At 53.1% G+C, this 26,395-nt stretch carries 21 protein-coding genes; 9 read left to right on the top strand and 12 right to left on the bottom strand.

Translation table 11 applies throughout. The features are described from left to right. Positions 1 to 32: 32 nt before the first annotated feature. From yacL to FDW92_RS00300, 3 genes are all read right to left on the bottom strand, one after another. Positions 33 to 395, bottom strand: coding sequence for a protein YacL (gene yacL / locus FDW92_RS00290; protein WP_137400520.1), 363 nt, complete (start codon positions 393 to 395; stop codon positions 33 to 35). 174 nt (positions 396 to 569) lie between these two features. After that, positions 570 to 3,167 carry a bifunctional aconitate hydratase 2/2-methylisocitrate dehydratase gene (acnB, locus tag FDW92_RS00295; RefSeq protein WP_042312279.1) on the bottom strand — a complete coding sequence of 866 codons (2,598 nt, stop codon included), beginning with the start codon at positions 3,165 to 3,167 and terminating at the stop codon, positions 570 to 572. Between the two features lie 60 nt (positions 3,168 to 3,227). Then, entirely contained in the window at positions 3,228 to 3,491 is a 264-nt protein-coding gene (locus FDW92_RS00300) for a hypothetical protein (protein ID WP_137400521.1), read from the bottom strand. A 124-nt stretch (positions 3,492 to 3,615) separates the two neighbouring features. On the opposite strand from FDW92_RS00300, the gene FDW92_RS00305 reads away from it, so the two are divergent. After that, entirely contained in the window at positions 3,616 to 5,211 is a 1,596-nt protein-coding gene (locus FDW92_RS00305) for a DUF3300 domain-containing protein (protein WP_042312282.1), read from the top strand. Positions 5,212 to 5,221: 10 nt separating this feature from the next. Then, positions 5,222 to 6,016, top strand: a complete 795-nt coding sequence (locus tag FDW92_RS00310) for a DUF2950 family protein (protein WP_042312284.1) — start codon at positions 5,222 to 5,224, stop codon at positions 6,014 to 6,016. Between the two features lie 61 nt (positions 6,017 to 6,077). Here FDW92_RS00310 and traT read toward each other — a convergent pair whose 3' ends face one another. From traT to pdhR, 6 genes are all read right to left on the bottom strand, one after another. Further along, positions 6,078 to 6,809, bottom strand: coding sequence for a conjugal transfer complement resistance protein TraT (gene traT, locus FDW92_RS00315; RefSeq protein ID WP_042312286.1), 732 nt, complete (start codon positions 6,807 to 6,809; stop codon positions 6,078 to 6,080). Between the two features lie 197 nt (positions 6,810 to 7,006). Then, complete coding sequence (locus FDW92_RS00320; protein WP_042312288.1) at positions 7,007 to 7,291, bottom strand: hypothetical protein; 285 nt, start codon at positions 7,289 to 7,291, stop codon at positions 7,007 to 7,009. A gap of 270 nt (positions 7,292 to 7,561) precedes the next feature. Beyond that, complete coding sequence (gene lpdA, locus FDW92_RS00325) at positions 7,562 to 8,986, bottom strand: dihydrolipoyl dehydrogenase (RefSeq protein WP_003018686.1); 1,425 nt, start codon at positions 8,984 to 8,986, stop codon at positions 7,562 to 7,564. 175 nt (positions 8,987 to 9,161) lie between these two features. Further along, complete coding sequence (aceF, locus tag FDW92_RS00330) at positions 9,162 to 11,357, bottom strand: pyruvate dehydrogenase complex dihydrolipoyllysine-residue acetyltransferase (RefSeq protein ID WP_137400522.1); 2,196 nt, start codon at positions 11,355 to 11,357, stop codon at positions 9,162 to 9,164. Positions 11,358 to 11,371: 14 nt separating this feature from the next. Then, on the bottom strand, positions 11,372 to 14,035 hold the full coding sequence (gene aceE, locus FDW92_RS00335) for a pyruvate dehydrogenase (acetyl-transferring), homodimeric type (protein ID WP_042312295.1): 2,664 nt from the start codon (positions 14,033 to 14,035) through the stop codon (positions 11,372 to 11,374). Positions 14,036 to 14,197: 162 nt separating this feature from the next. Further along, positions 14,198 to 14,962, bottom strand: coding sequence for a pyruvate dehydrogenase complex transcriptional repressor PdhR (gene pdhR, locus FDW92_RS00340; RefSeq protein WP_003018699.1), 765 nt, complete (start codon positions 14,960 to 14,962; stop codon positions 14,198 to 14,200). Between the two features lie 564 nt (positions 14,963 to 15,526). Between pdhR and aroP the strand changes: the two genes are divergently transcribed. The 3 genes from aroP (at position 15,527) to FDW92_RS00360 (ending at position 19,414) form a co-directional block, all read left to right on the top strand. After that, the gene (gene aroP, locus FDW92_RS00345) at positions 15,527 to 16,900 is read left to right on the top strand and encodes an aromatic amino acid transporter AroP (RefSeq protein ID WP_169742018.1); all 1,374 of its coding nucleotides are present in this window, start codon (positions 15,527 to 15,529) and stop codon (positions 16,898 to 16,900) included. 157 nt (positions 16,901 to 17,057) lie between these two features. Then, entirely contained in the window at positions 17,058 to 18,464 is a 1,407-nt protein-coding gene (locus FDW92_RS00355) for an MFS transporter (RefSeq protein ID WP_042312300.1), read from the top strand. Next, complete coding sequence (locus FDW92_RS00360) at positions 18,464 to 19,414, top strand: family 43 glycosylhydrolase (RefSeq protein WP_042312302.1); 951 nt, start codon at positions 18,464 to 18,466, stop codon at positions 19,412 to 19,414. The genes FDW92_RS00355 and FDW92_RS00360 overlap by 1 nt, the downstream gene beginning before the upstream one ends. Before the next feature lie 91 nt (positions 19,415 to 19,505). On the opposite strand, the gene ampE is transcribed toward FDW92_RS00360, so the two are convergent. Together ampE and ampD are read right to left on the bottom strand one after the other, a co-directional pair. Further along, on the bottom strand, positions 19,506 to 20,360 hold the full coding sequence (ampE, locus tag FDW92_RS00365) for a beta-lactamase regulator AmpE (protein ID WP_042312304.1): 855 nt from the start codon (positions 20,358 to 20,360) through the stop codon (positions 19,506 to 19,508). Next, a complete protein-coding gene (gene ampD, locus FDW92_RS00370) occupies positions 20,357 to 20,920 on the bottom strand; it encodes a 1,6-anhydro-N-acetylmuramyl-L-alanine amidase AmpD (protein ID WP_042312305.1) in 564 nt (187 codons plus the stop codon). The genes ampE and ampD overlap by 4 nt, the downstream gene beginning before the upstream one ends. An 87-nt stretch (positions 20,921 to 21,007) precedes the next feature. Between ampD and nadC the strand changes: the two genes are divergently transcribed. The 4 genes from nadC to hofC all read left to right on the top strand — a co-directional run bounded on the left by nadC (position 21,008) and on the right by hofC (position 25,155). Continuing rightward, positions 21,008 to 21,901, top strand: coding sequence for a carboxylating nicotinate-nucleotide diphosphorylase (gene nadC, locus FDW92_RS00375; protein ID WP_042312634.1), 894 nt, complete (start codon positions 21,008 to 21,010; stop codon positions 21,899 to 21,901). 232 nt (positions 21,902 to 22,133) lie between these two features. Further along, positions 22,134 to 22,571 (top strand): prepilin peptidase-dependent pilin, encoded by a 438-nt coding sequence (gene ppdD, locus FDW92_RS00380; RefSeq protein ID WP_042312306.1) that lies wholly within the window; start codon positions 22,134 to 22,136, stop codon positions 22,569 to 22,571. A gap of 9 nt (positions 22,572 to 22,580) precedes the next feature. Then, positions 22,581 to 23,963, top strand: coding sequence for a type II secretion system protein GspE (gene gspE, locus FDW92_RS00385; RefSeq protein ID WP_042312307.1), 1,383 nt, complete (start codon positions 22,581 to 22,583; stop codon positions 23,961 to 23,963). Next, positions 23,953 to 25,155: a protein transport protein HofC gene (gene hofC, locus FDW92_RS00390; protein WP_042312310.1), complete on the top strand. Its 1,203-nt coding sequence runs from the start codon at positions 23,953 to 23,955 to the stop codon at positions 25,153 to 25,155. The genes gspE and hofC overlap by 11 nt, the downstream gene beginning before the upstream one ends. A gap of 34 nt (positions 25,156 to 25,189) precedes the next feature. Here hofC and FDW92_RS00395 read toward each other — a convergent pair whose 3' ends face one another. Beyond that, positions 25,190 to 26,233: a GMP reductase gene (locus tag FDW92_RS00395; protein WP_042312312.1), complete on the bottom strand. Its 1,044-nt coding sequence runs from the start codon at positions 26,231 to 26,233 to the stop codon at positions 25,190 to 25,192. Positions 26,234 to 26,395 lie beyond the last annotated feature (162 nt).

A 26,395-nucleotide genomic window follows, 5' to 3' on the forward strand; every position in this document is an offset into this window, starting at 1 on the left:
AGACATAGCGGAGCCCGCTGGCTCCGCATGGATTAACGCTGTTGCACAAATTCGCGGTACGCCGCGACCACTTGCAGAAAATCCTCTACGCCGCAGAGCGAAAAGCTTTCTTCGTCGTAGTAGCTCATCCCCTCTTCCATTTCATCGCCCGAGAACTCGAGCTGATTGGCGCGAACCATCACCTCTTCGCCATCCAGCCAGAGCGTGTATTCATGCCCTGCTCGCCGCCAGGAGCGCTCACTGCCCTTCACCGCACGCGCCGCCTGTTCCACTTCATCAAGTAAGGCCAGGTTCTCTTTCACTTCCTCATTAAACCAGTGCCCCACCACCTCATGGCCCATGGACATACGCACTTTTACCACTCCGGTAATATCGCGCAGAAATTCGTAATCCATAATGTCTTCCTCTGCTCCCGGCAATGCGCCAATACCGCATTGCGCCTTGCTGTAATTATCGCAGCAGCGCGGCAGAAAAAAAGCGTAGCGGGTATAAGGAATAGAAATAAAAATGCCCGGAGAAGCTGACTTCTCCGGGCATTGATGCGTTTTTACACAAAACGCGTTAACGCATTAGACTGCGGTCTGGAAAATCACGCCGTCCGCTTTCTCAGTGTACTGAGAGAGCTGGTCGAAGTTCAGGTAACGGTAGGTATCCACCGCCGTCTTATCCACCTGCGCTACGTAGGTCTGGTACTCTTCCGGCGTCGGCAGTTTGCCGATCAGCGCCGCAACCGCCGCCAGCTCCGCAGAAGCCAGGAAGACGTTCGCACCGGTACCTAAACGGTTCGGGAAGTTACGGGTGGAAGTCGAAACCACCGTCGCGCCGTCAGCCACACGCGCCTGGTTACCCATACACAGGGAACAGCCAGGGATCTCAATACGCGCACCGCTCTTACCGAACACGCTGTAGTAACCTTCTTCCGTCAGCTGCGCGGCGTCCATACGGGTTGGCGGCGCCACCCACAGGCGCGTCGGCAGCTGGCCTTTGTGCGCATCCAGCAGCTTACCAGCAGCGCGGAAGTGGCCGATGTTGGTCATGCAGGAGCCGATGAACACTTCGTCGATCTTCTCGCCCTGCACGTCAGACAGCAGACGCGCGTCGTCCGGATCGTTCGGCGCACACAGGATTGGCTCTTTGATATCCGCCAGATCGATGTCGATCACCGCCGCGTATTCCGCATCAGCATCGGCTTCCAGCAACTGCGGATCCGCCAGCCATTTTTCCATGCCCTGCACGCGACGTTCCAGCGTACGACGGTCGCCGTAGCCTTCTGCAATCATCCACTTCAGCAGCACGATGTTGGAGGTCAGGTACTCGATAATCGGTTCTTTGTTCAGCTTGATGGTACAACCGGCAGCGGAACGCTCGGCGGAAGCATCGGTCAATTCGAACGCCTGCTCGACTTTCAGATCCGGTAGACCTTCAATTTCCAGAATGCGGCCAGAGAAGATGTTTTTCTTCCCTTTTTTCTCAACGGTCAGCAGACCCTGTTTGATCGCGTACAGCGGGATCGCGTGTACCAGATCGCGCAGCGTGATACCCGGCTGCATTTTGCCTTTGAAGCGCACCAGAACGGATTCCGGCATATCCAGCGGCATCACGCCGGTCGCGGCAGCAAACGCCACCAGACCAGAGCCAGCCGGGAAGGAAATACCAATCGGGAAACGGGTATGGGAGTCACCGCCGGTACCCACAGTATCCGGCAGCAGCATGCGGTTCAGCCAGGAGTGGATAACGCCGTCGCCAGGACGCAGGGAGACACCGCCACGGTTCATAATGAAGTCTGGCAGCGTGTGGTGCGTGGTCACGTCAACCGGCTTCGGATATGCGGCAGTGTGACAGAAGGACTGCATTACCAGGTCAGAAGAGAAGCCCAGGCACGCCAGGTCTTTCAGTTCGTCACGGGTCATCGGGCCAGTGGTATCCTGGGAACCCACGGAAGTCATCTTCGGTTCGCAGTACGCGCCCGGTCGGATGCCTTTCACGCCGCAGGCACGGCCAACCATTTTTTGTGCCAGAGAGAAGCCACGGCTGCTTTCTGCCACGTCTTTCGCCTGACGGAAAACGTCTGAGTGCGGCAGACCCAGCGCTTCACGCGCTTTGGTGGTCAGGCCACGGCCGATAATCAGCGGGATACGGCCACCGGCGCGGACTTCGTCGAGCAGCACGTCGGTTTTCAGTTCGAAGGTTGCCAGCAGCTCACCGGTTTCGTGGTTGCGCACTTCACCACTGTAAGGGTAAACGTCAATCACGTCGCCCATGTTCATGTTCGACACGTCGACTTCAATCGGCAGCGCGCCCGCATCTTCCATGGTGTTGAAGAAGATAGGCGCAATTTTGCCGCCGAGGCACAGACCGCCGCCGCGCTTGTTCGGCACATGCGGGATATCATCGCCCATAAACCACAGTACGGAGTTGGTCGCCGATTTACGGGAGGAACCTGTGCCGACAACGTCACCGACGTAGGCCAGCGGGTAGCCTTTTTTCTGTAATGCTTCGATTTGTTTGATCGGGCCAACTACGCCCGGCTGATCCGGGTCAATGCCTTCACGGGCGTTTTTCAGCATCGCCAGCGCGTGCAAAGGAATATCCGGGCGGGACCAGGCATCCGGGGCCGGAGAAAGGTCATCGGTGTTGGTTTCACCCGTCACTTTAAAGACGGTAACGGTAATTTTTTCAGCAAGCTGAGGACGGTTCAGGAACCATTCGGCATCAGCCCAGGACTGCATTACCTGCTTCGCATATTCGTTGCCCGCTTTGGCTTTTTCTTCTACATCGTAGAAGTTATCGAACATCAGCAGCGTTGAAGAGAGCGCTTTGGCGGCAATCGGCGCCAGTTTTGCGTCGTCCAGCGCATCGATCAGCGGATGAATGTTGTAACCACCCTGCATGGTGCCCAGCAATTCAATGGCTTTTTCTGGCGTGACCAGTGGGGAGGTGGTGTCGCCTTTCGCGACAGCAGCGAGAAAACCGGCTTTAACATATGCGGCTTCATCTACGCCAGGAGGAACGCGGTTGATCAACAGGTCTAACAGGAATTCTTCTTCGCCCACAGGCGGGGTCTTCAGCAGCTCGACAAGTGCGGCCATTTGGGTTGCGTCTAAAGGTTTTGGCACAATCCCCTGGGCAGCACGCTCAGCTACGTGCTTACGGTATTCTTCTAGCACGACGATATCTCCTCGCTCTCATTGTCATAATGCGGCGCTTTTGTTGATGGGCGATTCTCTTCACGCTCCTGTGAGACAGTAGTTAGTAGGGTAAATGCCCGGTACCGCATAAGGCACAATAACAGGATTTTCTTTAAGTGTTAATCCGTTTACAAAAAAGCAACATAAAAAATTGGCTGAATCGTTAAGAATGGTGTAGCGGCGAGGCGAGGCGCATTTCAGAGGGATTAAGATTGCCGTAAAGCGGTTGATTTTCAAGCGCGACATGCTGAATTTTCCAGCGTTTTTTAAGCCATCAGATATAATTGTGTAATAAATACTCACACTCTTTTTCCGGACCTGCCGGCTGAATCCCCAATAAAAGTCAAAACTGTCAAACACGGGTGCATGATACTCGCGACAACAGGAACGCCTCACGGCACAGCACTTGTCTCGTTGGAGTCATTTTATGAAGTTGCCATTTAAGCCACACCTGCTTGTTCTTCTGTGCAGTGCCGGGTTGTTTGCCGCCTCTGGCGTGATGTTCGTTAAAAGTCGCGTAACGGAGCCCGCTGCTCCGGCCCCCGTCGCACAACAACCTTCAGCGCCGGCTCCCGCCCCCGTAGCGGCCCCTGCTCCAGTTGACCAACCTGCGCCTGCTGCTGCGCCGACATACTCGGCTGCGCAAATCGATCAGTGGGTGGCACCTATCGCGCTCTATCCGGACTCACTGCTGTCACAAATTTTGATGGCCTCAACCTATCCGGCTAACGTCATCCAGGCCGCGCAGTGGTCAAAAGATAATCCCAAAATGCAGGGCGATGCCGCCATTCAGGCCGTTGCTGGTCAACCCTGGGATCCCAGCGTGAAATCACTGGTCGCCTTCCCACAACTGATGTCGCTGATGGGCGAAAATCCGCCGTGGGTACAAAGCCTGGGTGACGCTTTCCTCGCGCAACCGAAAGATGTCATGGACTCTGTGCAACGTCTGCGCGCGCTGGCGCAACAAACCGGGGCGTTGCAATCAACACCGCAACAGACCGTCACTACTGTGACAAAAGCAGCACCGGCTAAAACCGTCACCAGCGAGTCAACAACCAGTTCTACTACCACGACCGCCACGACAAGCCCAACGGTTATCAAAATTGAATCCGCCGATCCGCAGGTGGTGTACGTCCCCACCTATAATCCGAACACGGTTTACGGTACCTGGCCCAATACCGCCTATCCGCCAACCTATCTACCGCCAACGCCCGGCGAGCAGTTTGGCAACAGCTTCGTGAACGGTTTAGGCTTCAGTCTCGGTGTTGCCACAACCTATGCCATCTTCAGCAATATCGACTGGGATGATGACGATGACTGGGACCACCATCATCACGATGACTGGGATAACCATGGCGGGTATAACCGCAACGGCGATAACAACATCAATATAAACGTTGATAACTTCAATAAAATCAGCGGGCAACGGCTGACGGACGCCAACCGTACCTGGCAGCACAACCCGGCCTATCGCGAGGGGGTGCCGTACCCTAATAGCCAGCTTAATAACCGCTTTCACCCCACTAACACGGCAACGGGCTTAAGCTCAACCCAGCAACGACCAGTCAACCGTGATAGCCAGCGTCAGGCAGCCCTGAGCCAGATGGAAAAATCAACGGGGAAAACATTCCCGCAAACGGCGCGTACGGGCACGAGAGACGCCCAGCGTCAGGCATCCAGCCAACAGCTGAAGCAAATTTCTCAGCGTAATAACTACCGTGGTTACGATACCAAGCCGCAAACGGCGCAGCGGGCAAACACTCAGCAGCGTGAAAATCGCCAGGCTGCCGCCCAGCGCCAGGAGAAACGGATCACGCAACCGGCGCAGCAACGCAATGTGCAGCAGCGTAATCTTCAACAGTTCCAGCCGCGCGCCAATGCGCTGAGCGGTAATGACAGTCGCTCCGCCAACTGGCAGGCACAGCAGCAGCGAGGGGCCCAAAGCAGGCAGTTCGCCCGCAACCAACCATCTCGCCAGCTATCCGGCGGTCGTGCTGAACACCGTGAATTCCGTCATCGTTAAGGGAACCGACATGAAAAATAAACTACTCAGTGGAATGGTGTTGTTCATGGTTTCGGCCACCGCGATGGCACAGCAATCCTTCAGCACGCCGGACCAGGCCACCGATGCGCTGGCAAACGCTATCAGTGAGCAAAATGAAAGTGCGATGAACAACCTGCTTGGGGAAAACTGGCGCGAGTTTCTGCCGCCGGAAGGCGTCGACCCCGATGCGGTAGACCGCTTCCTGCGCGACTGGAAGGTTCGCCATAACACCGTTGTCGACGGTAATACCGCGCACCTGGTGGTCGGGGACAGCGACTGGCAACTGCCGATCCCGGTGGTTAAAACCACTTCTGGCTGGCAATTTGATATTAAGGAAGCGGCCGAAGAGATCCTGACCCGTGAGATTGGGCGCAACGAACTCGCTGCCATCGAGGCATTACATGCCTATGTCGATGCTCAGCAAAGCTACTTTGCGATGAACCAGACGTACGCACAAAAGATTGTCAGCTCTGAAGGGAAAAAAGATGGTCTGTACTGGCCCGTTTCACCCGGTGAAGCGCCAAGCCCGCTGGGGCCAGCCTTCAGTCCGCAGGAACCCGGCACAGGCTATCACGGTTATCATTTCCGTATTCTTCCCGACAAAGCCAGCGGCTTTGCGATGGTAGCCTGGCCCGTCAGCTACGATCATACTGGCGTGATGAGCTTTATGGTCAACGGTGATGACAAGGTCTATCAGGCGGATCTTGGAGAGGAGTCGCAGCGAAAAGCACAGGCGTTAACCGCCTACCACCTGGATAAAACCTGGCAGCCTGTCGCGCCCTGAATCCCCAGAATCGAAGGATGAGTTGCCGGGTAAGCGTAGCCACCCGGCAACTCGCAACAAATTACAGGATGTTAGCGACAGATTTCGCCAGTTGAGCTTCCAGAACCGGCTTCGCTTCTTCGAACTTCAGGTTCACTTTATTGGCATTAGATACTACTCGGGTCTGATATTTGGCGCGATCGCCTTGCGCAGTGCTGGTTTGCAGCTTGATGCCGGACGTCCCCTGACGCAGCGCGGCAACGTTATCTGTTGTCACTTTCGCTTTGCTGCGCTCGGAGATTTGCAGGTCAGTGACCATGGTGTAGTTTACGTCTTCCACCATCGCATCAGCAGCCATACCGATCAGTCCCGCTGCCAGGCCAACGCCCAGCGCCGCACCGGAGGAGTTGCTGTTATAAGCGGTAATCCCCGCGCCTAAAGCAGCCCCCATCGCCGCCCCTTCATAACCGGTCTTCAGGAAGCCCTGAGCTTCGCGCAGATCCATTTTGTCCGCTTTCAGTACGTTCGCCTGCACCCAGTAGTAAGCGCTGTCCGGTGAACTGGTCACTTTATAGCCCTTCGCGGACAGGTCATTTGCCAGCAGGGTTTGCAGGTTGCTCATGTCTTTATCGGAAGTGTTTTTCACCTGAATGTAGACGGTCTTCTCGCTGGAAGGCTCCAGCCAGATGGTCTCACTCATCTGCGTTTTCACTTCAAGATTACGTTTTTTAACGGCGGTGGTCATGGCGCCACACCCGGCCAGCGTCATTGTCGCGACAACCATGCCAACAACCGCGATTTTTTTTAAAGACATGTTTTTTCCTTTTTTCGTGTAATAGAGAGTCCAGAGCCTCTTAACCGCGCGGCCAGTAGCCACACAATGGCGAAAAAAGTATCGGCAGTTGCGCAATTTTTTTTAGCGGAAATATCAATAAGATGACTACCAGAACTGGTAGTTTGGAATTGGCGACGCTCACGTCAGCGTGAATTTGTCTGACGTGAGCGGGAGAGTTAATTCTGATGCGGCATTAATTCAGGATAACCTTTAAACGCCGGCTTCGTGCTGGTAAGTGCTACTTCATCAGCTCGAATGCTGCCAGAGTTTGTGGCCCACACACCTTCCTGTGTCTGGCTAATCTGCTGATGCTGCGCATTCAAATTTTGTCCCATTGCTGCAATATGCGTGCTTTCGGTACCACCGCTGTTGATAGCCCATGGGATGACGGCGTCCTGCGCCAGCGCCATGCCGGAAATAAACACGGTAGTCATTACTGCTGCTTTTAAAAAACGTTTCATCATTTCCCCTCTCAATTTGTTATCACGCTATTAGTTTAGAGGGTTATTAGTTTCATCTAATGACAAGATAAGGTGATTTATTTCTTGTGAAACAGTACGTTGACTTGGAATGGAGATTTCATGCGGTTCGGGCGTATCGTGCGGTACGGGAAAAAACATTTTCTGGCAATTCGGCGACTTACCTTAATTTTTGCCAGATTTTGACACTATTGTGTAACAAACACATAAAAAAAAGCGGCCATTCAGCCGCTTTTTATCATTTTGGAAAAATTACTTTTTCTTCGCTTTCGGGTTCGGCAGGTCGGTGATGCTACCTTCGAACACTTCAGCTGCCAGGCCAACGGACTCGTGCAGAGTCGGGTGAGCGTGGATGGTCAGCGCGATGTCTTCAGCGTCACAACCCATTTCGATCGCCAGACCGATTTCACCCAGCAGCTCGCCGCCGTTGGTACCGACAATCGCCCCACCGATCACACGGTGAGATTCTTTGTCGAAAATCAGTTTGGTCATACCGTCTGCGCAGTCAGAAGCGATAGCACGGCCAGAAGCAGCCCACGGGAAAGTGGCGGTTTCGTAGCTGATGCCTTTTTCTTTCGCTTCTTTCTCAGTCAGACCAACCCATGCAACTTCTGGTTCAGTGTACGCGATGGATGGGATAACTTTCGGATCGAAGTAGTGTTTCTTACCGGCGATAACTTCAGCGGCAACGTGACCTTCGTGAACACCTTTATGCGCCAGCATCGGCTGACCGACGATATCGCCGATAGCAAAGATGTGCGGCACGTTGGTGCGCAGCTGCTTGTCAACGCGGATGAAGCCACGGTCGTCAACTTCCACGCCAGCTTTGCCCGCATCGAGGTTTTTGCCGTTCGGTACACGACCGATAGCCACCAGCACGGCATCGTAACGCTGTGCTTCAGCAGGCGCTTTTTTGCCTTCCATGGAAACGTAGATACCGTCTTCTTTCGCTTCAACGGCGGTCACTTTGGTTTCCAGCATCAGGTTGAATTTCTTGCTGATGCGCTTGGTGAAGACTTTAACCACGTCTTTATCGGCAGCCGGGATAACCTGATCGAACATTTCAACCACGTCGATCTCTGAACCCAGCGCATGGTACACGGTACCCATTTCCAGACCGATGATACCACCGCCCATAACCAGCAGGCGCTTAGGAACAGTTTTCAGTTCCAGCGCGTCAGTGGAATCCCACACACGCGGATCTTCATGCGGAATAAACGGCAGTTCGATCGGACGGGAACCCGCCGCGATGATCGCGTTGTCGAAGTTGATCACGGTTTTGCCGTTTTCGCCTTCAACTTCCAGGGTGTTCGCCCCGGTAAATTTACCCAGACCGTTAACCACTTTCACTTTACGGCCTTTAGCCATACCAGCCAGACCGCCGGTCAGTTGAGTGATAACTTTTTCTTTCCAGGTACGAATCTTGTCGATATCGGTTTTCGGCTCGCCAAAAACGATACCGTGTTCAGCCAGCGCTTTGGCTTCTTCGATAACTTTTGCTACGTGCAGCAGCGCTTTAGAAGGGATACAGCCGACGTTAAGACAAACACCACCGAGGGTGCTGTAACGTTCTACGATGACGGTCTCCAGACCTAAATCTGCGCAACGGAAGGCAGCAGAGTAACCTGCAGGGCCTGCCCCAAGTACCACGACCTGAGTTTTGATTTCAGTGCTCATCATGACCTCTTAATTTATACCCGTCGTCCACCGGGTTGTTCTATCCGCCCGTATTTTACAAAATTGTTAACAATTTTGAAACAACAAACGGCAACCGATTTGTCTTTCGCACAATAACCTCACTGACTTCATGAGATTACCAGAAAAAAGCCGGCCGTCGGGCCGGCTTTTTCGCTTACATCACCAGGCGGCGAATGTCAGACAGCATGTTGTTGATGATGGTGATAAAGCGCGCACCATCCGCACCGTCAATTACGCGGTGGTCGAAGGAGAGCGAAATCGGCATCATCAGACGCGGCATAAACTCTTTACCGTTCCACACTGGCTCCATAGAGGACTTGGAGACACCGAGGATCGCCACTTCCGGCGCGTTAACAATCGGCGCGAAGTGGGTGGTACCCAGGCCGCCGATGCTGGAGATGGTGAAGCAACCGCCCTGCATTTCGCCAGCGGTCAGCTTGCCATCACGCGCTTTCTTGGAGATGGTGGTCAGTTCGCGAGACAGCTCAGTAATGCTCTTCTTGTTCACGTCTTTGAAGACCGGAACAACCAGACCATTCGGGGTATCTACCGCAACGCCGATGTTGATGTATTTCTTCAGGGTCAGACGCTGACCGTCTTCGGACAGAGAGCTGTTGAAGCGCGGCATCTGTTCCAGAGCGGCGGCAACGGCTTTCATGATGAAGACTACTGGGGTGAATTTCACGTCCAGTTTACGTTTTTCAGCTTCGGCGTTCTGTTGTTTACGGAACGCTTCCAGATCGGTGATATCGGTCTTGTCGAAGTGAGTAACGTGCGGGATCATCACCCAGTTACGGCTCAGGTTAGCACCAGAGATTTTCTGGATACGGCCCAGTTCCACTTCTTCGATTTCACCAAACTTGCTGAAGTCCACTTTCGGCCAGGGCAGCATGCCCGGAATACCGCCGCCTGCTGCTGCAGCCGGAGCCGCTTCAGCACGCTTGATAGCGTCTTTCACGTAAGCCTGAACGTCTTCGCGCAGGATACGACCTTTACGGCCAGACCCTTTCACTTTCGCCAGGTTCACGCCGAATTCGCGCGCCAGGCGACGAATCAGCGGAGTAGCGTGGACGTAAGCGTCGTTCTCAGCAAACTCAGATTTGCCTTCCGCTTTTGCGGCCGGAGCAGGCGCTGCTGCTTGTGCAGGCGCGGCGGCCGGAGCCGGAGCTGCTGCCTGAGCCGGCGCGGCAGCAGGTGCTGCGCCTTCAACTTCGAAGACCATAATCAGAGAACCGGTTTTCACTTTGTCGCCGGTGCTGATTTTGATTTCTTTCACGGTACCCGCGAACGGAGCCGGAACTTCCATAGAGGCTTTGTCGCCTTCTACGGTGATCAGTGATTGTTCAGCAGCAATTTTATCGCCCACTTTAACCATCACTTCAGTGACTTCAACTTCATCACCGCCGATGTCCGGTACGTTAACTTCTTTGGAGCCAGAGGCTGCCGGAGCCGGAGCTGCTGCTGGGGCCGCTTCAGCTTTCGCCGGGGCAGCCGCGCCAACTTCGCCCGCCACTTCAAAGATCATAATCAGGGAGCCGGTAGACACTTTGTCGCCGGTGCTGATTTTGATTTCTTTCACGGTACCCGCGAACGGAGCCGGAACTTCCATAGAGGCTTTGTCGCCTTCTACGGTGATCAGCGACTGCTCAGCCGCAACGGTGTCGCCCACTTTAACCATGACTTCGGTAACTTCAACTTCGTCGCCGCCGATGTCCGGTACGTGTACTTCTTTCGCCGCTGCCGCAGCAGGTGCTGCTGCCGGAGCCGCTTCTTTCTTCTCTTCTGCCGGAGCAGGTGCAGCGGCTGCTGCACCTTCGGCGGAATCGAAAATCATGATCAGTTTGCCGGTTTCAGTTTTATCGCCAACAGAGACTTTGATCTCTTTAACGATACCAGCCTGAGGAGACGGAACTTCCATAGAGGCTTTGTCGCCTTCTACGGTGATCAGTGATTGTTCAGCAGCAATTTTATCGCCCACTTTAACCATCACTTCAGTGACTTCAACTTCATCACCGCCGATGTCCGGTACGTTAACTTCTTTGGAGCCAGAGGCTGCCGGAGCCGGAGCTGCTGCTGGGGCCGCTTCAGCTTTCGCCGGGGCAGCCGCGCCAACTTCGCCCGCCACTTCAAAGATCATAATCAGGGAGCCGGTAGACACTTTGTCGCCGGTGCTGATTTTGATTTCTTTCACGGTGCCTGCGAACGGCGCCGGAACTTCCATAGAGGCTTTGTCGCCTTCTACGGTGATCAGCGACTGTTCAGCTTCAACTTTGTCGCCCACTTTGACCAGGATCTCGGTGATTTCAACTTCATCAGCCCCGATGTCCGGTACATTGATTTCGATAGCCATTATTCTTTTACCTCTTACGCCAGACGCGGGTTAACTTTATCTGCATCGATGTTGAATTTGGTGATTGCGTCAGCAACCACTTTCTTATCGATTTCGCCACGTTTAGCCAGTTCGCCCAGGGCCGCTACAACCACGTAGGAAGCGTCAACTTCGAAGTGGTGACGCAGGTTTTCACGGCTGTCAGAGCGACCGAAGCCGTCAGTACCCAGTACGCGGTAATCATCAGCCGGTACATAAGTACGAACCTGTTCGGCAAACAGTTTCATATAGTCAGTAGATGCTACTGCCGGTGCGTCGTTCATCACCTGAGCGATGTACGGAACGCGCGGCGTTTCCATCGGGTGCAGCATGTTCCAGCGCTCACAATCCTGGCCATCACGCGCCAGTTCAGTGAAGGAGGTTACGCTGTACACGTCAGAACCCACACCGTAGTCGTTCGCCAGGATCTGTGCTGCTTCACGCACGTGACGCAGGATAGAACCGGAGCCCAGCAGCTGAACTTTACCTTTGCTACCTTCGAGGGTTTCGAGTTTGTAGATACCTTTACGGATACCTTCCTCGGCGCCTGCTGGCATTGCCGGCATGTGGTAGTTTTCGTTCAGGGTGGTGATGTAGTAGTAAACGTTCTCTTGTTTCTCACCGTACATACGCTCCAGACCATCGTGCATGATGACCGCAACTTCGTACGCGTAAGACGGATCGTAAGAGATACAGTTCGGGATAGTCAGAGACTGAATATGGCTGTGACCATCTTCGTGCTGCAGACCTTCGCCGTTCAGCGTAGTACGACCGGAAGTACCACCAATCAGGAAGCCGCGCGCCTGCTGGTCACCAGCCTGCCAGCACAGGTCGCCGATACGCTGGAACCCGAACATGGAGTAGTAGATGTAGAACGGGATCATCGGCAGATCGTTGGTGCTGTAAGAAGTCGCAGCAGCCAGCCAGGATGCGCCGGCACCCAATTCGTTGATACCTTCCTGCAGGATCTGACCTTTCTCGTCTTCTTTATAGTAAGCAACCTGCTCACGGTCCTGCGGGGTGTACTGCTGGCCGTTCGGGCTATAGATACCGATCTGACGGAACAGACCTTCCATACCGAAAGTACGCGCTTCGTCAGCGATGATCGGAACCAGACGATCTTTGATCGACTTGTTCTTCAGCATCACGTTCAGGGCACGAACGAACGCGATAGTGGTGGAGATTTCTTTGTTCTGCTCTTCCAGCAGCGCACCGAAGTCTTCCAGAGCCGGCAGTTCCAGCTTCTCGGTGAAGTTCGGCTGACGAGCAGGCAGGTAACCGTGCAGTTTCTGACGCTGAGCGTGCAGATAGGTATGCTCTTCAGAACCTTCCGGGAAGGTGATGTAAGACAGGTTTTCAACCTGCTCATCGGTCACTGGAACGTTGAAACGGTCGCGGATATAACGCACGCCGTCCATGTTCATTTTCTTAACCTGGTGAGCGATGTTTTTACCTTCAGCGGTGTCACCCATGCCGTAACCTTTAATGGTATGGGCGAGGATTACAGTTGCTTTGCCTTTGGTTTCCTGCGCTTTTTTCAGTGCAGCGTAGACTTTCTTCGGATCGTGACCACCACGGTTCAGAGCCCAAATCTGCTCATCGGTCCAGTCAGCAACCAGCGCTGCGGTTTCCGGGTATTTACCGAAGAAGTGCTCACGTACGTATGCGCCATCTTTGGATTTGAAGGTCTGGTAGTCGCCGTCAACGGTTTCGTTCATCAGTTGGATCAGTTTACCGCTGGTGTCTTTACGCAGCAGCTCATCCCAACGACCGCCCCACATGACTTTGATAACGTTCCAGCCAGCACCTGCAAAGATGCCTTCCAGTTCGTTAACAATCTTGCCGTTACCGGTGACCGGGCCGTCAAGACGCTGCAGGTTACAGTTGATAACAAAGACCAGGTTGTCCAGTTTTTCACGGGTCGCGATAGTGATCGCACCTTTAGATTCTGGCTCATCCATCTCGCCGTCGCCGAGGAAAGCGTAAACGGTTTGTTTAGAGGTATCTTTCAGGCCACGGTGTTCCAGATATTTCAGGAATTTAGCCTGGTAGATAGCACCGATTGGGCCCAGACCCATAGAGACGGTCGGGAACTGCCAGAATTCCGGCATCAGTTTCGGGTGCGGGTAGGAAGACAGGCCTTTACCATGTACTTCCTGGCGGAAGTTGTTCATCTGCTCTTCGGTCAGACGACCTTCCAGGAATGCGCGTGCGTAGATACCCGGAGAGATGTGACCCTGGAAGTATACCAGGTCGCCGCCATCCTGCTCGTTGCGTGCACGGAAGAAGTGGTTGAAGCAAACATCATATACCGTTGCGGAGGACTGGAAGGATGCCATGTGGCCACCCAGCTCAAGGTCCTTTTTAGACGCGCGCAGTACGGTCATGATGGCGTTCCAGCGGATAGCAGAACGGATACGACGTTCCAGATCCAGATTACCCGGGTATTCCGGTTCATCTTCAACGGCAATAGTGTTTACATAATTGCTGGCCCCTGCACCTGCCGCTACTTTCACGCCGCCTTTGCGCGCTTCTGAAAGCAGTTGGTCGATCAGATACTGAGCACGCTCAACACCTTCTTCACGGATGACCGATTCGATCGCCTGTAGCCAGTCGCGAGTTTCGATCGGATCCACGTCATTTGGGAAACGTTCTGACATGGGGGTATTCCTTATCTATCTAATACGTTGAGTTATCTGGAACCTGTCCCATTACGTTCTCGTCAGAGAGCGTAATAAGACAGGTTCTGCGTTTAGTTGCCGCGCTTTTAGTTCGCGCTTGATTTACAACATCTTCTGGTTAACGTTCTGCCAGAAAAATCACTAATTCTTTCGTTGCTCCAGACGGCGTAAGGCGCGTTCACGACGGCTTTCCTCACGGCTTCTGTCCAGTAAAATCTCTTCGATAAACGCCAGGTGACGGTGAGACGCTTCACGCGCCTCTTCAGGCTTCCCGGCGATGATTGCTTCAAAGATACGGGTACGGTGACTGCTTACCAGCGGCAGCATCTCGCGACGCGCGTACAGCAATTCGAAGTTTTGCCGAACATTCTGGGCCAACATCGGCTCCATACACCTTAGCAGATGGAGCAGTACCACATTGTGTGCGGCTTCGGTGACAGCAATTTGATACTGGAGTACCGCATCGGATTCGCCGTCCAGATCGCCGGACTGTTGCGCAAGCTCGATCGCATGGTGGAGTTCACGGATACGCGTTTTGTCTTCATCCGTGCTGCGTAATGCAGCGTAATAGGCTGCAATACCTTCCAACGCATGGCGCGTCTCAAGCAGGTCAAACTGGGATTCAGGATGGTCAGAGAGCAGCTCTACCAGTGGGTCGCTAAAGCTCTGCCACAGGCTGCTCTGAACAAAAGTGCCACCGCCCTGACGACGAAGCAGTAACCCCTTCGCTTCAAGGCGTTGGATCGCCTCGCGTAAGGAGGGGCGGGAGACGTCAAACTGTTTTGCCAGCTCGCGTTCCGGTGGGAGTTTTTCTCCGGGGCGAAGTGTCCCCTCAAGAATTAAAAACTCCAGCTGCTGCTCAATCACATCGGAGAGTTTTGGTTGGCGGATTTTGCTGTAGGCCATGATTTCCTGTCTTAAGCCATTTGCCCGGAGTCAATTGGTCTTACCAATTTCATGTTCTTGACGCTAAAGTAACAAAGTATTCACCTTCTGTCCATACAGGTTTTGATTGAAATCAGTAAAGGGGGCATATTTTAACAACATTACAGAAATAACGTTTCAAACATGTAACTATGCACAAATGTTAAATTTACCCACCATGGGGTAGTTTTAACCGAATTGAAACGAAAAAATATATTATCTGAACCGATTCACCCACCTAATTATCGACTTTTAAAGCGAAATTAATGAATAAAAATTCAAAATGGAAATTTTGAGGTAGATAAACTCGCATTTACAAATGGTTTCTTTTTATTCAACTCGTCAACACCCTCGCATAAAGCAGGTGCATTCGCGCTCGCATAACATTATTCTGATCAAGACAAAAGTATTGAGGCAACATTTCCTTATTGGCATCTGTAAACAAATTAATACAACAAACGGAATTGCAAACTTACACACGCATTGCTGCGTAGTTCAAAAAATAAGTACTCGAAATATGAAGAGTAAAACCACACACGAGGTTTAATGATGGAAAGTCAACCGCATGGCGATCAGCTCAAGCGCGGCCTTAAAAACCGCCATATACAGCTAATCGCGCTGGGTGGCGCGATTGGTACCGGGTTATTCCTTGGTAGCGCATCCGTTATCCAGTCTGCAGGACCGGGGATTATTCTCGGTTACGCTATTGCCGGCTTTATCGCCTTTTTGATTATGCGTCAGTTAGGTGAAATGGTGGTTGAAGAGCCGGTTGCAGGCTCCTTTAGCCACTTTGCTTATAAATACTGGGGCGTTTTCGCGGGTTTCTCTTCCGGCTGGAACTATTGGGTACTGTACGTTTTGGTTGCCATGGCAGAGCTGACTGCCGTAGGTAAATACATTCAGTTCTGGTATCCGGAGATCCCAACCTGGGTTTCTGCGGCGGCCTTCTTCGTGCTGATCAACGCCATCAACCTGACCAACGTGAAGGTGTTTGGCGAGATGGAGTTCTGGTTTGCCATTATTAAAGTCATTGCCGTAGTTGCGATGATCCTGTTCGGCGGCTGGTTGCTGTTTAGCGGTAACGGCGGCCCACAGGCCAGCGTCAGCAACTTGTGGAGCCAGGGGGGCTTCCTGCCACACGGCTTCACCGGTCTGGTGATGATGATGGCGATTATCATGTTCTCCTTTGGTGGGCTGGAACTGGTCGGCATCACCGCAGCAGAAGCCGATAACCCGGAGCAAAGCATTCCGAAAGCGACTAACCAGGTTATCTACCGCATCCTGATTTTCTATGTCGGTTCGCTGGCGGTTCTGCTTTCCCTGATGCCGTGGACACGCGTCACGGCTGATACCAGCCCGTTTGTCCTTATTTTCCACGAGCTGGGCGACACCTTTGTTGCCAATGCGCTGAACATCGTGGTGTTGACCGCCGCCCTTTCTGTCTATAACAGCTGTGTATACTGCAATAGCCGCATGCTGTTCGGTCTGGCGCAGCAGGGCAACGCGCCGAAAGCGCTGATGAACGTCGACAAGCGCGGCGTACCGGTAAACACCATTCTGGTCTCCGCGCTGGTAACGGCTCTGTGTGTGTTGATCAACTATCTGGCGCCGGAATCCGCCTTTGGCCTGCTGATGGCATTGGTGGTTTCCGCCCTGGTGATCAACTGGGCGATGATCAGCCTGGCGCACATGAAGTTCCGCAAAGCCAAACAGCAGCAGGGCGTAACCACCCGCTTCCCGGCTCTGCTCTACCCGCTTGGTAACTGGGTGTGCCTGCTGTTCATGGCCGCAGTGCTGGTGATTATGCTGATGACGCCGGGCATGGCGATCTCAGTGTACTTAATCCCGGTATGGATTGGTATTCTTGGCATCGGCTATCTGTGCAAGCAGAAAACGGCCCGCGCGGTTAAAGCGCATTAAACTTCCCTCCCCCACCTGGACCGGGTGGGGGTTGTTACCTGCCTCACACTTTCCCATTCACGACTGTTTCGTCCATATCAGCGGCGTTATCCTGCAACGTAAAAACACCGGTACCAGACAATAATTCTCTCCATATCTCATTAATGGAGTGCAGTTGATGGAAACCAGTAAGCTCACGGTGAAAGAAAAGATCGGCTATGGAATGGGCGACGCCGGATGCAACATCATCTTTGGCGCCATCATGTTGTTTGTTAACTACTTTTACACAGATATTTTTGGTCTGGCGCCTGCCCTGGTCGGCGTATTACTACTCTCAGTACGCGTTATCGATGCCGTTACCGACCCTATAATGGGCGCGATGGCCGACCGCACACGCAGTAAATATGGTCGATTTCGTCCATGGCTTTTGTGGATGGCTTTCCCTTACGCATTATTCAGCGTGCTTATGTTTACCACCCCTGAGTGGACGTATAACAGCAAAGTTATCTATGCCTTCGTCACCTACTTCCTGCTCTCTATTACCTATACGGCGATCAACATTCCCTACTGTTCGCTCGGCAGCGTTATCACCAACGATCCCAAGGAACGCGTCGCCTGTCAGTCATATCGCTTTGTATTGGTAGGGATTGCAACCCTGCTACTCTCCCTCACCCTGCTGCCGATGGCTGACTGGTTTGGCGGGGAAGACAAAGCTAAAGGGTATCAGATGGCGATGGCGGTGCTCGCCTTCATCGGCATGTGTATGTTCCTGTTTTGCTTTGCATCAGTCCGTGAACGCGTTCGCCCCGCCGTGCAGACTAACGACGATTTAAAAGCCGACCTGAAAGATGTGTGGAAGAACGATCAGTGGGTAAAAATCCTGCTGTTAACCCTGTGCAACGTCTGCCCGGGCTTTATTCGCATGGCCGCCACCATGTACTACGTTACGTGGGTTATGCAACAAAGCACGCAGTTCGCCACGTTGTTTATCAGCCTCGGCGTCGTCGGCATGATGATCGGCAGCATGCTGGCGAAGGTATTAACCGATCGCTGGTGCAAACTGAAGGTGTTCTTCTGGACCAACATCATCCTGGCGATTTTCTCCGCTGCATTTTATTTCTTCGACCCGAAAGCCACCATGATGATCATGGTGCTCTACTTCCTGCTCAACATCCTGCATCAGATCCCTTCCCCGCTGCACTGGTCGTTGATGGCGGATGTCGATGACTACGGTGAGTGGAAAACCGGTAAGCGCATCACCGGGATCAGTTTCTCCGGTAACCTGTTCTTCCTCAAGCTGGGCCTGGCGATTGCCGGGGCGATGGTTGGCTTCCTGCTCTCCTGGTACGGCTACGACGCAGGGGCGAAAGCGCAAAGCGACTCTGCCATCAACGGTATTATGCTGCTGTTTACCATCATACCCGGCGTAGGCTACCTGATTACCGCAGGCGTGGTTCGCCTGCTAAAAGTTGACCGCGAGTTTATGCAGCAAATCCAGACCGATCTGGAAAAACGCCGTACCAACTACCGTGAACTGAATGAATACCACGATATAAAAACGACTGAACCCGTAAGGAAAGCCTAATGAATCAGTGGCCAAATCCCTTTATCGAACAACGCGCCGATCCGTTTATCTTACGCGACGGTAGCCACTACTATTTCATTGCGTCAGTACCAGAATATGACCGACTGGAGATTCGCCGGGCCGACTCTCTGGAGGGTTTGCGCTCCGCCACTCCCGTTGTCGTCTGGCGTAAGCCGGAAAGTGGTCCTATGAGCCAACTCATCTGGGCGCCAGAACTTCATCATCTGGCAGGCAAGTGGTACATCTATTTTGCCGCTACCCATACTCAGGCGCTTGATAAGCTGGGGATGTTCCAGCACCGCATGTTTGCTTTGGAGTGCGCAGACGCCGATCCGTTGACCGGCAAGTGGACAGAGAAAGGCCAGATTAAAACGCAGTTTGATACCTTCGCCCTGGATGCCACCACCTTTAATCATCAGGGAAAACAGTGGTATCTATGGGCACAAAAATCGCCCGATATCGCCGGCAATTCCAATATTTATCTCGCAGAGCTGGAAAACCCATGGACGATTAAAGGCGAGCCGGTCATGCTCAGCCATCCTGAGTATGACTGGGAATGCCGGGGTTTCTGGGTCAACGAAGGTCCGGCCGTCATGGTGCATGGCGACAAGCTGTTTATCAGCTATTCGGCCAGCGCCACCGATGAGAATTACTGTATGGGGTTACTGTGGATTGACCTCAACGACGATCCGCTCACCCCGCAGAACTGGCAAAAATCACCGCGCCCGGTCTTTACCACCAGCTATGAAAATCGCCAGTATGGACCGGGACACAACAGTTTTACGCAAACGCCGGATGGTGAAGATGTACTGGTGTACCATGCGAGAAATTACACCGAAATTGAAGGCGATCCGTTGTACGATCCAAACCGCCATACGCGTCTGAAACTGGTGCGCTGGGACGAAAACGGAATGCCTGATTTTGGCGTGCCGCCTGCTGATACGATCTAAGCCGTTGTACTGCCCGGTGGCGCTAATGCTTACCGGGCCTACACGTTTTACATTACAGGCCGGATAAGCGTTAGCGCCATCCGGCACAACGCTACACTAATGTGCCATAAATGGTGAGCAATGCGATAATCACCACCACCACAAAAGAGGTCTTCTTCGCCATTGAAACAGCCGCTTTTGGCGTTTCGACTTTATCAGTATGCGGTTCACGCGCCAGAGAGAACTGCGCCAGACGCGTTAACACCTGATATTGCGAAGTATGTAGATCGGCAAGCGATGCAAACCAGGCTGGCAGCGCCTTCTCGCCGTGTCCTAACAGCGCATAGACCACGCCCGCCAGACGCACAGGGATCCAGTCCAGCACATGCAGGATCGCATCAATACCCGATTGCAGACGCTGATGCGGGGTCTGATAGCGCGCCAGCCAGGACTGCCAGGCACGTAAAAAGGCATAACCCACCAGCGTCACCGGTCCCCACGGACCACCAACAATCAACCAGAATAACGGCGCCAGATAAAAGCGGAAGTTGTTCCATAACAACGCGTTCTGCAACTCGCGCAAGAACTCTCGCTCATCGCAATCCGGCGGAACCCCATGTATAAGCGTCAGCTCGCTGGCCATCGCTTCACGAGCATGTACATCATCACGAGATGCCGCCTGTAAATAGGCGTGATAATGAAGACGCGCCTTGCCTGCGCCAATGCACAGCAAGCCAATTAAGATCCACGCCACCAGTAACGGAACGTTAAACAGCAGCCCATGAACCGCGCGCAGCAGCAGGAATGTCAGCCCCATTGCAATCAGGGTCATGCCCACCGTACGCATCATCGAGAAGTGCTTAATTCGGCGGAAAAAAGCTTCCACCCGATGATCAAGCTGCCAGTGCTCACCCAGCTTAAACAGGCGTTCAACAATCAACACCAGTAATGTTGTAAACAACGTCATGTCATCTCCTTGTGCGACGAGGGGGTGACCAGGGCGCGAAATTTTGCCCAGTCAAAAGACGGCCCGGGATCGGTCTTACGTTCGGGGGCAATATTACAGTGTCCAGTCATATTGTTGGCAATGGCCGGATAACGCGTAATCAGTGCATTCGTCACGGCGGCCAGCTGCTTATACTGTGCATCGGTATAGGCCAGCGTATCCGTTCCTTCCAGCTCAATACCAATTGAAAAATCATTACAGCGCTCACGCCCCTGATAATTTGACACGCCCGCATGCCAGGCTCGTTTATCAAAAGGGACGTACTGCACAATCTCACCATCACGGCGGATCAAACAATGGGCCGAGACGCGCAAATGGGCAATCTCAGCAAAAAAAGGATGGGCCTTGGGATCAATCGTGCCGGTAAACAACGCGTCTATCCACGGGCCGCCAAATTCGCCGGGCGGCAGGCTGATATTATGCACCACCAGCAGAGAAGGGTTTTCGTCATCCGGGCGGCAATCGTAATGAGGAGAGGGAACGCGTCGCGCCTCTGCCAGCCAACCCTCATCTAACAACATGCAGAATCTCCTTATTGGTGGTGCTCATATCAGGTTCAGGGTAGCATGTTTCTACCTTATGATTCGTTAGCAATTTGGAGTTTTATCATGCCGCCTCGCCGCTATAACCCTGACTACCGACGTGACGCGCTGTTGGAACGCATAAATCTGGATATCCCTGCCGCTGTAGCCCAGGCACTGCGCGAAGATTTAGGCGGAGAAGTTGATGCCAATAACGATATCACCGCGCAGCTTTTACCCGAAGACATGCGCTCCCACGCCACCGTGATCACCCGAGAAAATGGCGTTTTTTGCGGGAAACGTTGGGTGGAAGAGGTCTTTATTCAATTGGCTGGCGATGATGTCAACATCACCTGGCATGTCGAGGATGGCGACAGCATTAAAGCTAATCAACCGCTGTTTGAGCTGGACGGACCTTCCCGCGTACTGCTGACCGGCGAACGTACCGCGCTTAATTTTGTGCAGACGCTTTCGGGTGTGGCGAGCGAGGTGCGTAAATACGTCGATCTGCTGGCGGGGACAAAAACCCAACTACTGGATACACGTAAAACGCTGCCAGGGCTGCGTACTGCCCTGAAATACGCCGTGTTATGCGGCGGCGGCGCGAATCATCGTCTGGGGCTTTCTGACGCCTTCCTGATTAAAGAAAACCATATTATTGCTTCTGGTTCGGTACGCCAGGCCGTTGAAAAAGCCTTCTGGTTGCATCCGGATGTACCCGTTGAAGTTGAAGTTGAAAGCCTGGAAGAACTGGACGACGCGCTGAAAGCCGGGGCGGACATCATCATGCTCGATAACTTCGAAACTGAGCAAATGCGCGAAGCGGTAAAACGCACCAACGGCCAGGCGCGTCTGGAAGTCTCGGGTAACGTCACCCATGAAACACTGCGAGAATTTGCCGAAACCGGTGTGGACTTTATCTCCGTTGGCGCACTGACCAAGCACGTCCGCGCGCTCGATCTCTCCATGCGTTTTCGTTAATTTCTAATAGCAAGGCCCGATGGCGCTTCGCTTATCGGGCATCCCCCAGCCGGATAAGGCATTTACGCCGTCATCCGGCAGTTTCTTCGAGCCCCTTCGCAAATACGTTGTCTGATGCTGTAATTTCGTAAATATCCTCTGAACCCGCCTTCCCGTTCTGTTTTTTGTCTCTCGCCAAAGATCCGTTCGATTTGCCAAAGTAGCGCCAGCTAACTCCAGGAGCGAATCAACAATGGATAAACAACGAGGCTTCACGCTTATCGAACTGATGGTGGTCATTGGCATCATTGCCATTCTTAGCGCCATCGGTATTCCGGCTTATCAAAACTATCTACGCAAAGCCGCCCTGACAGACATGCTGCAAACCTTTGTCCCCTATCGCACCGCGGTCGAACTCTGTGCGCTGGAGCATGGTGGAACTGAGACTTGCGATGCCGGGACCAATGGCATCCCCTCCCCCACAACCACCCGTTATGTCTCAGGCATGAGTGTTGAAAAAGGCGTTGTCAGTCTCACAGGCCAGGAAAGCCTGAACGGGCTAAGCATCACGATGACGCCGGGTTGGGATAATGCCAACGGTATTACCGGCTGGAGCCGTAACTGCGCCATTCAAAATGACAGCGCACTGCAACAGGCTTGCGAAGACGTTTTCCGCTTCGATACCTACTAAGGAAAAGAGATGAATACCACGCAACTTAAGGCGCTATGCCAACGTTATCAGGGAATATTACTCGATGCAGACAATGAAGTAGTACACATCGCCGTGGTGGATGCACCGTCCCATGAGCTGCTGGATGCCCTGCATTTTGCCACCACCCGACGTATCGACATTGTTTGCTGGACGCGCCAGCAAATGGAAGGGCACACGCATACGCCACAGAAAATGTTACCGGTCGTAGTGTCTGAAAGCAGCGCTACCGCAGCCGGGTTGCTGAATCAGACGTTTCAATCCGCCCTGGCTCAACGGGCTTCTGATATTCACTTTGAACCCGCGGAACATCGCTATCGGATCAGATTACGCGTGGATGGCGTATTACACGCTTTGCCGGAAGTCACAACTGAGATGGGCATCGCTATCACTGCGAGATTAAAAGTATTAGGCAGTCTGGATATCGCCGAGCACCGGCTGCCACAAGACGGACAATTTACCGTTGAGATTTCAGGGCAGCCCATTTCGTTTCGTATCTCCACCCTGCCCTGTCGCTGGGGTGAAAAGGTAGTGCTGCGGCTACTTCAACAGGTCGATCAGACGCTGGATATCACTACGCTGGGAATGCAGGACGAACAGCTGGCAGCATTTTCGCAAGCGTTGCAGCTGCCTCAAGGGCTGATTCTGGTTACCGGGCCTACCGGGAGCGGTAAAACGGTCACCCTGTACAGCGCGCTACAAACCCGAAATACATCAGATGTGAATCTTTGTAGCGTAGAGGACCCGGTAGAGATCCCGATCGCAGGCCTTAACCAGACACAAATTCACCCACGCGCAGGTCTTACTTTTCAGGGAGTATTGCGCGCTCTGCTGCGCCAGGATCCCGACATCATTATGGTCGGCGAAATCCGCGATGGCGAAACGGCTGAAATAGCGCTTAAGGCAGCACAAACCGGCCATCTGGTTCTGTCAACACTGCATACAAATTCCACCAGTGAAACCCTGGTGCGCCTGCAGCAAATGGGGGTTGCGCGTTGGATGATCGCCTCCGCGCTGACGCTCGTCATTGCCCAACGGCTGGTCAGAAAGCTATGCCCCCATTGCCGACAACGCCTGGAGACATCCATCACGCTCCCCAAAGCAATCTGGCCCATGCCACTGCCACGTTGGCATGCGTCTGGTTGCGAACATTGTTATCACGGGTTTTATGGCCGTACCGCATTGTTTGAAGTGCTGCCCGTTACTCCTGCATTACGCCAGAATATCGCCAGCGGCACATCCACAGACGGGGTCGAGTCAGATGCTCAGCTATCAGGGCGTACGCTTTTCGAGAATGGCTGTCAGGCTGTCGAACAAGGCTTAACGACATATGAAGAACTTATTCGCGTACTGGGCATGCCGCATGTCAGCTAAACAGCTTTGGCGCTGGCAAGGCATTAACAACGAAGGTGAGCCGTCGGAAGGCGTATTATGGGCTGAAACCCGACTCTCGCTGATACAAGCACTGGAGCAGCGGCATATCACGCCGTTACGTATTAAACGTATCCGTGTCAAAAACTCTCACTGGAGCCGTGAAAGAAGCGCCGAAACCATACATCAGTTGGCAACCTTACTGAAAGCAGGGCTAACACTCTCGGCAGCGCTAACCCTGCTGGCTGAACAGCATCCCAGCAGCCAGTGGCAGGCGCTACTGCGCACACTGGCTCACGATATGGAGCAGGGCATTTCCCTCTCCACCTCACTCGCAACATGGCAACACGTTTTTCCGCCACTTTATCAGGCAATGATCCGTACCGGAGAGCTTACAGGTAAGCTGGATGATTGCTGTTTTGAACTCGCCAGACAGCAAAAAAACCAGCAGCAACTCGCTGATAAAGTTAAAAAAGCCCTGCGCTATCCGATTATCATCATCACGATGGCGGTAATGGTCGTATTTGCGATGCTGCAGTTTGTGCTCCCTGAGTTTGCCGCCATCTACCAAACGTTCAACACCCCACTACCGGCGCTCACTCGGGGGATTATTGCCATCGCCGACTATAGCAGCCAATGGGGGTGGCTGGCGGTAGCATTCACTATGCTCTCGGTTATGACATATCACGTGATCAAACAAAAACCGTATTGGCTCATTCTGAGTCAGAAATGGTTGCTTGGGCTCCCTGTTACAGGAGCAATGGTCAGAGGGCAAAAACTCGCACAGATTTTTACCGTTCTGGCGTTAACACAAAACGCTGGCATTCCCTTTTTACAGAGTCTTGAGAGTGTTAGTGAAACGCTTGCCAGCCCTTTCTGGTCTCAACGTTTAGCGCAGGTTCATCACGATATCAGCGCCGGGAAACCTGTCTGGTTGGCGCTGAAAAATTGCGGTGAATTCAGTCCATTATGTATACAGCTGGTAAGAACGGGGGAAGCATCAGGTTCGCTGGATGCAATGCTGCGTAATCTCGCCCACCATCACGGAGAGAAAACGCTGTCTCAGGCGGAAAATCTGGCTGCGCTACTTGAGCCCGCGTTACTGGTCATTACGGGTTTGATCATCGGTACGCTGGTTGTCGCGATGTATTTACCGATTTTCCATTTGGGAGATGCAATGAGCGGCGTGGGATAAAGCTGGCGCATTACCACACGCCAGCTTGATCATGTTACAGACTATTGAAAACGCGGTTTTCTTGTTCCTGTACACGAATAAACGTTGTACGTTTGGTCAGCTCTTTCAGACGAGATGCACCGACATAAGTACAGGCTGAACGCAGGCCGCCGAGGATATCGCGAGCGGTATTATCAACCGGACCACGCAGCGGCAGCTTAACGGTTTTACCTTCTGCGGCGCGGTACTGTGCAACACCACCTACGTGACGCGTCATGGCAGATTCAGAGCTCATACCGTAGAACAGCATGAATTTCTCACCGTTCTCTTCAACAATTTTGCCGCCACTTTCTTCATGACCGGCCAGCATCCCGCCGAGCATAACGAAGTCCGCACCGCCGCCGAACGCTTTTGCCACGTCACCCGGCATTGTGCAGCCACCGTCGCTGACAATCATACCGCCCAGACCGTGGGCTGCATCGGCACATTCAATCACTGCTGAAAGCTGCGGATAGCCAACGCCGGTTTTTACACGCGTGGTACATACAGAACCTGGCCCAATACCGACTTTGACAATGTCCGCACCGGAAAGCACCAGCTCTTCACACATTTCGCCGGTAACTACATTGCCCGCACAGATCGTTTTCGTCGGCCATGCTTCACGCGCTTTTGAGACAAACTGAACAAAATGCTCTGAGTAGCCATTTGCCACATCAATGCAGATAAAGTTCAGCGCCGGGTTGAGCGCCAGAATCTGTTTGGTTTTTTCGAAATCAGCGTCAGAGGTGCCGGTTGAAACCATCACATGCTTGAGCACATCGGTAGAAGTCTCTGCGATAAAGGCAGACCAGTCTTCAACAGAATAGTGTTTGTGCACAGCCGTCAGGATGTCGAAAGATGCCAGAGCCTTTGCCATGGCAAACGTCCCGACAGTGTCCATGTTCGCAGCGATAATCGGTACGCCGGACCAGGTCTGACCTGAATGCTTAAAGGTAAATTGACGTTCCAGCTCAACATCGGAACGGCTTTTGAGAGTAGAACGCTTAGGGCGGATAAGAACGTCTTTGAAACCTAACTTCAGATCTTCTTCGATACGCATGTGCGGATTCCTGGGGTTAATGGCGAAAAATCGAAACTCACAACTCCAGTGACGCTATCATACGCACTAATCAATGCCGCGCAAGACTGCGAAATTCTCTTTTTTTACGCTACAATCCCATAAATTTACCTGGCGAATAGTAGGTTAATCCTGCAGCAGCCT

This window comes from Citrobacter sp. wls706, assembly GCF_005281305.1.
In the GTDB taxonomy this organism is placed as follows: domain Bacteria; phylum Pseudomonadota; class Gammaproteobacteria; order Enterobacterales; family Enterobacteriaceae; genus Citrobacter; species Citrobacter werkmanii.

What these genes read in the sequence shown, in the direction of transcription:
- yacL (WP_137400520.1), bottom strand. Translation starts at nt 395, where the DNA reads ATGGATTACGAATTTCTGCGCGATATTACCGGAGTGGTAAAAGTGCGT.
- FDW92_RS00305 (WP_042312282.1), top strand. Translation starts at nt 3,616, where the DNA reads ATGAAGTTGCCATTTAAGCCACACCTGCTTGTTCTTCTGTGCAGTGCC.
- FDW92_RS00310 (WP_042312284.1), top strand. Translation starts at nt 5,222, where the DNA reads ATGAAAAATAAACTACTCAGTGGAATGGTGTTGTTCATGGTTTCGGCC.
- traT (WP_042312286.1), bottom strand. Translation starts at nt 6,809, where the DNA reads ATGTCTTTAAAAAAAATCGCGGTTGTTGGCATGGTTGTCGCGACAATG.
- FDW92_RS00320 (WP_042312288.1), bottom strand. Translation starts at nt 7,291, where the DNA reads ATGAAACGTTTTTTAAAAGCAGCAGTAATGACTACCGTGTTTATTTCC.
- lpdA (WP_003018686.1), bottom strand. Translation starts at nt 8,986, where the DNA reads ATGAGCACTGAAATCAAAACTCAGGTCGTGGTACTTGGGGCAGGCCCT.
- aceF (WP_137400522.1), bottom strand. Translation starts at nt 11,357, where the DNA reads ATGGCTATCGAAATCAATGTACCGGACATCGGGGCTGATGAAGTTGAA.
- aceE (WP_042312295.1), bottom strand. Translation starts at nt 14,035, where the DNA reads ATGTCAGAACGTTTCCCAAATGACGTGGATCCGATCGAAACTCGCGAC.
- pdhR (WP_003018699.1), bottom strand. Translation starts at nt 14,962, where the DNA reads ATGGCCTACAGCAAAATCCGCCAACCAAAACTCTCCGATGTGATTGAG.
- aroP (WP_169742018.1), top strand. Translation starts at nt 15,527, where the DNA reads ATGATGGAAAGTCAACCGCATGGCGATCAGCTCAAGCGCGGCCTTAAA.
- FDW92_RS00355 (WP_042312300.1), top strand. Translation starts at nt 17,058, where the DNA reads ATGGAAACCAGTAAGCTCACGGTGAAAGAAAAGATCGGCTATGGAATG.
- FDW92_RS00360 (WP_042312302.1), top strand. Translation starts at nt 18,464, where the DNA reads ATGAATCAGTGGCCAAATCCCTTTATCGAACAACGCGCCGATCCGTTT.
- ampE (WP_042312304.1), bottom strand. Translation starts at nt 20,360, where the DNA reads ATGACGTTGTTTACAACATTACTGGTGTTGATTGTTGAACGCCTGTTT.
- ampD (WP_042312305.1), bottom strand. Translation starts at nt 20,920, where the DNA reads ATGTTGTTAGATGAGGGTTGGCTGGCAGAGGCGCGACGCGTTCCCTCT.
- nadC (WP_042312634.1), top strand. Translation starts at nt 21,008, where the DNA reads ATGCCGCCTCGCCGCTATAACCCTGACTACCGACGTGACGCGCTGTTG.
- ppdD (WP_042312306.1), top strand. Translation starts at nt 22,134, where the DNA reads ATGGATAAACAACGAGGCTTCACGCTTATCGAACTGATGGTGGTCATT.
- gspE (WP_042312307.1), top strand. Translation starts at nt 22,581, where the DNA reads ATGAATACCACGCAACTTAAGGCGCTATGCCAACGTTATCAGGGAATA.
- hofC (WP_042312310.1), top strand. Translation starts at nt 23,953, where the DNA reads ATGTCAGCTAAACAGCTTTGGCGCTGGCAAGGCATTAACAACGAAGGT.
- FDW92_RS00395 (WP_042312312.1), bottom strand. Translation starts at nt 26,233, where the DNA reads ATGCGTATCGAAGAAGATCTGAAGTTAGGTTTCAAAGACGTTCTTATC.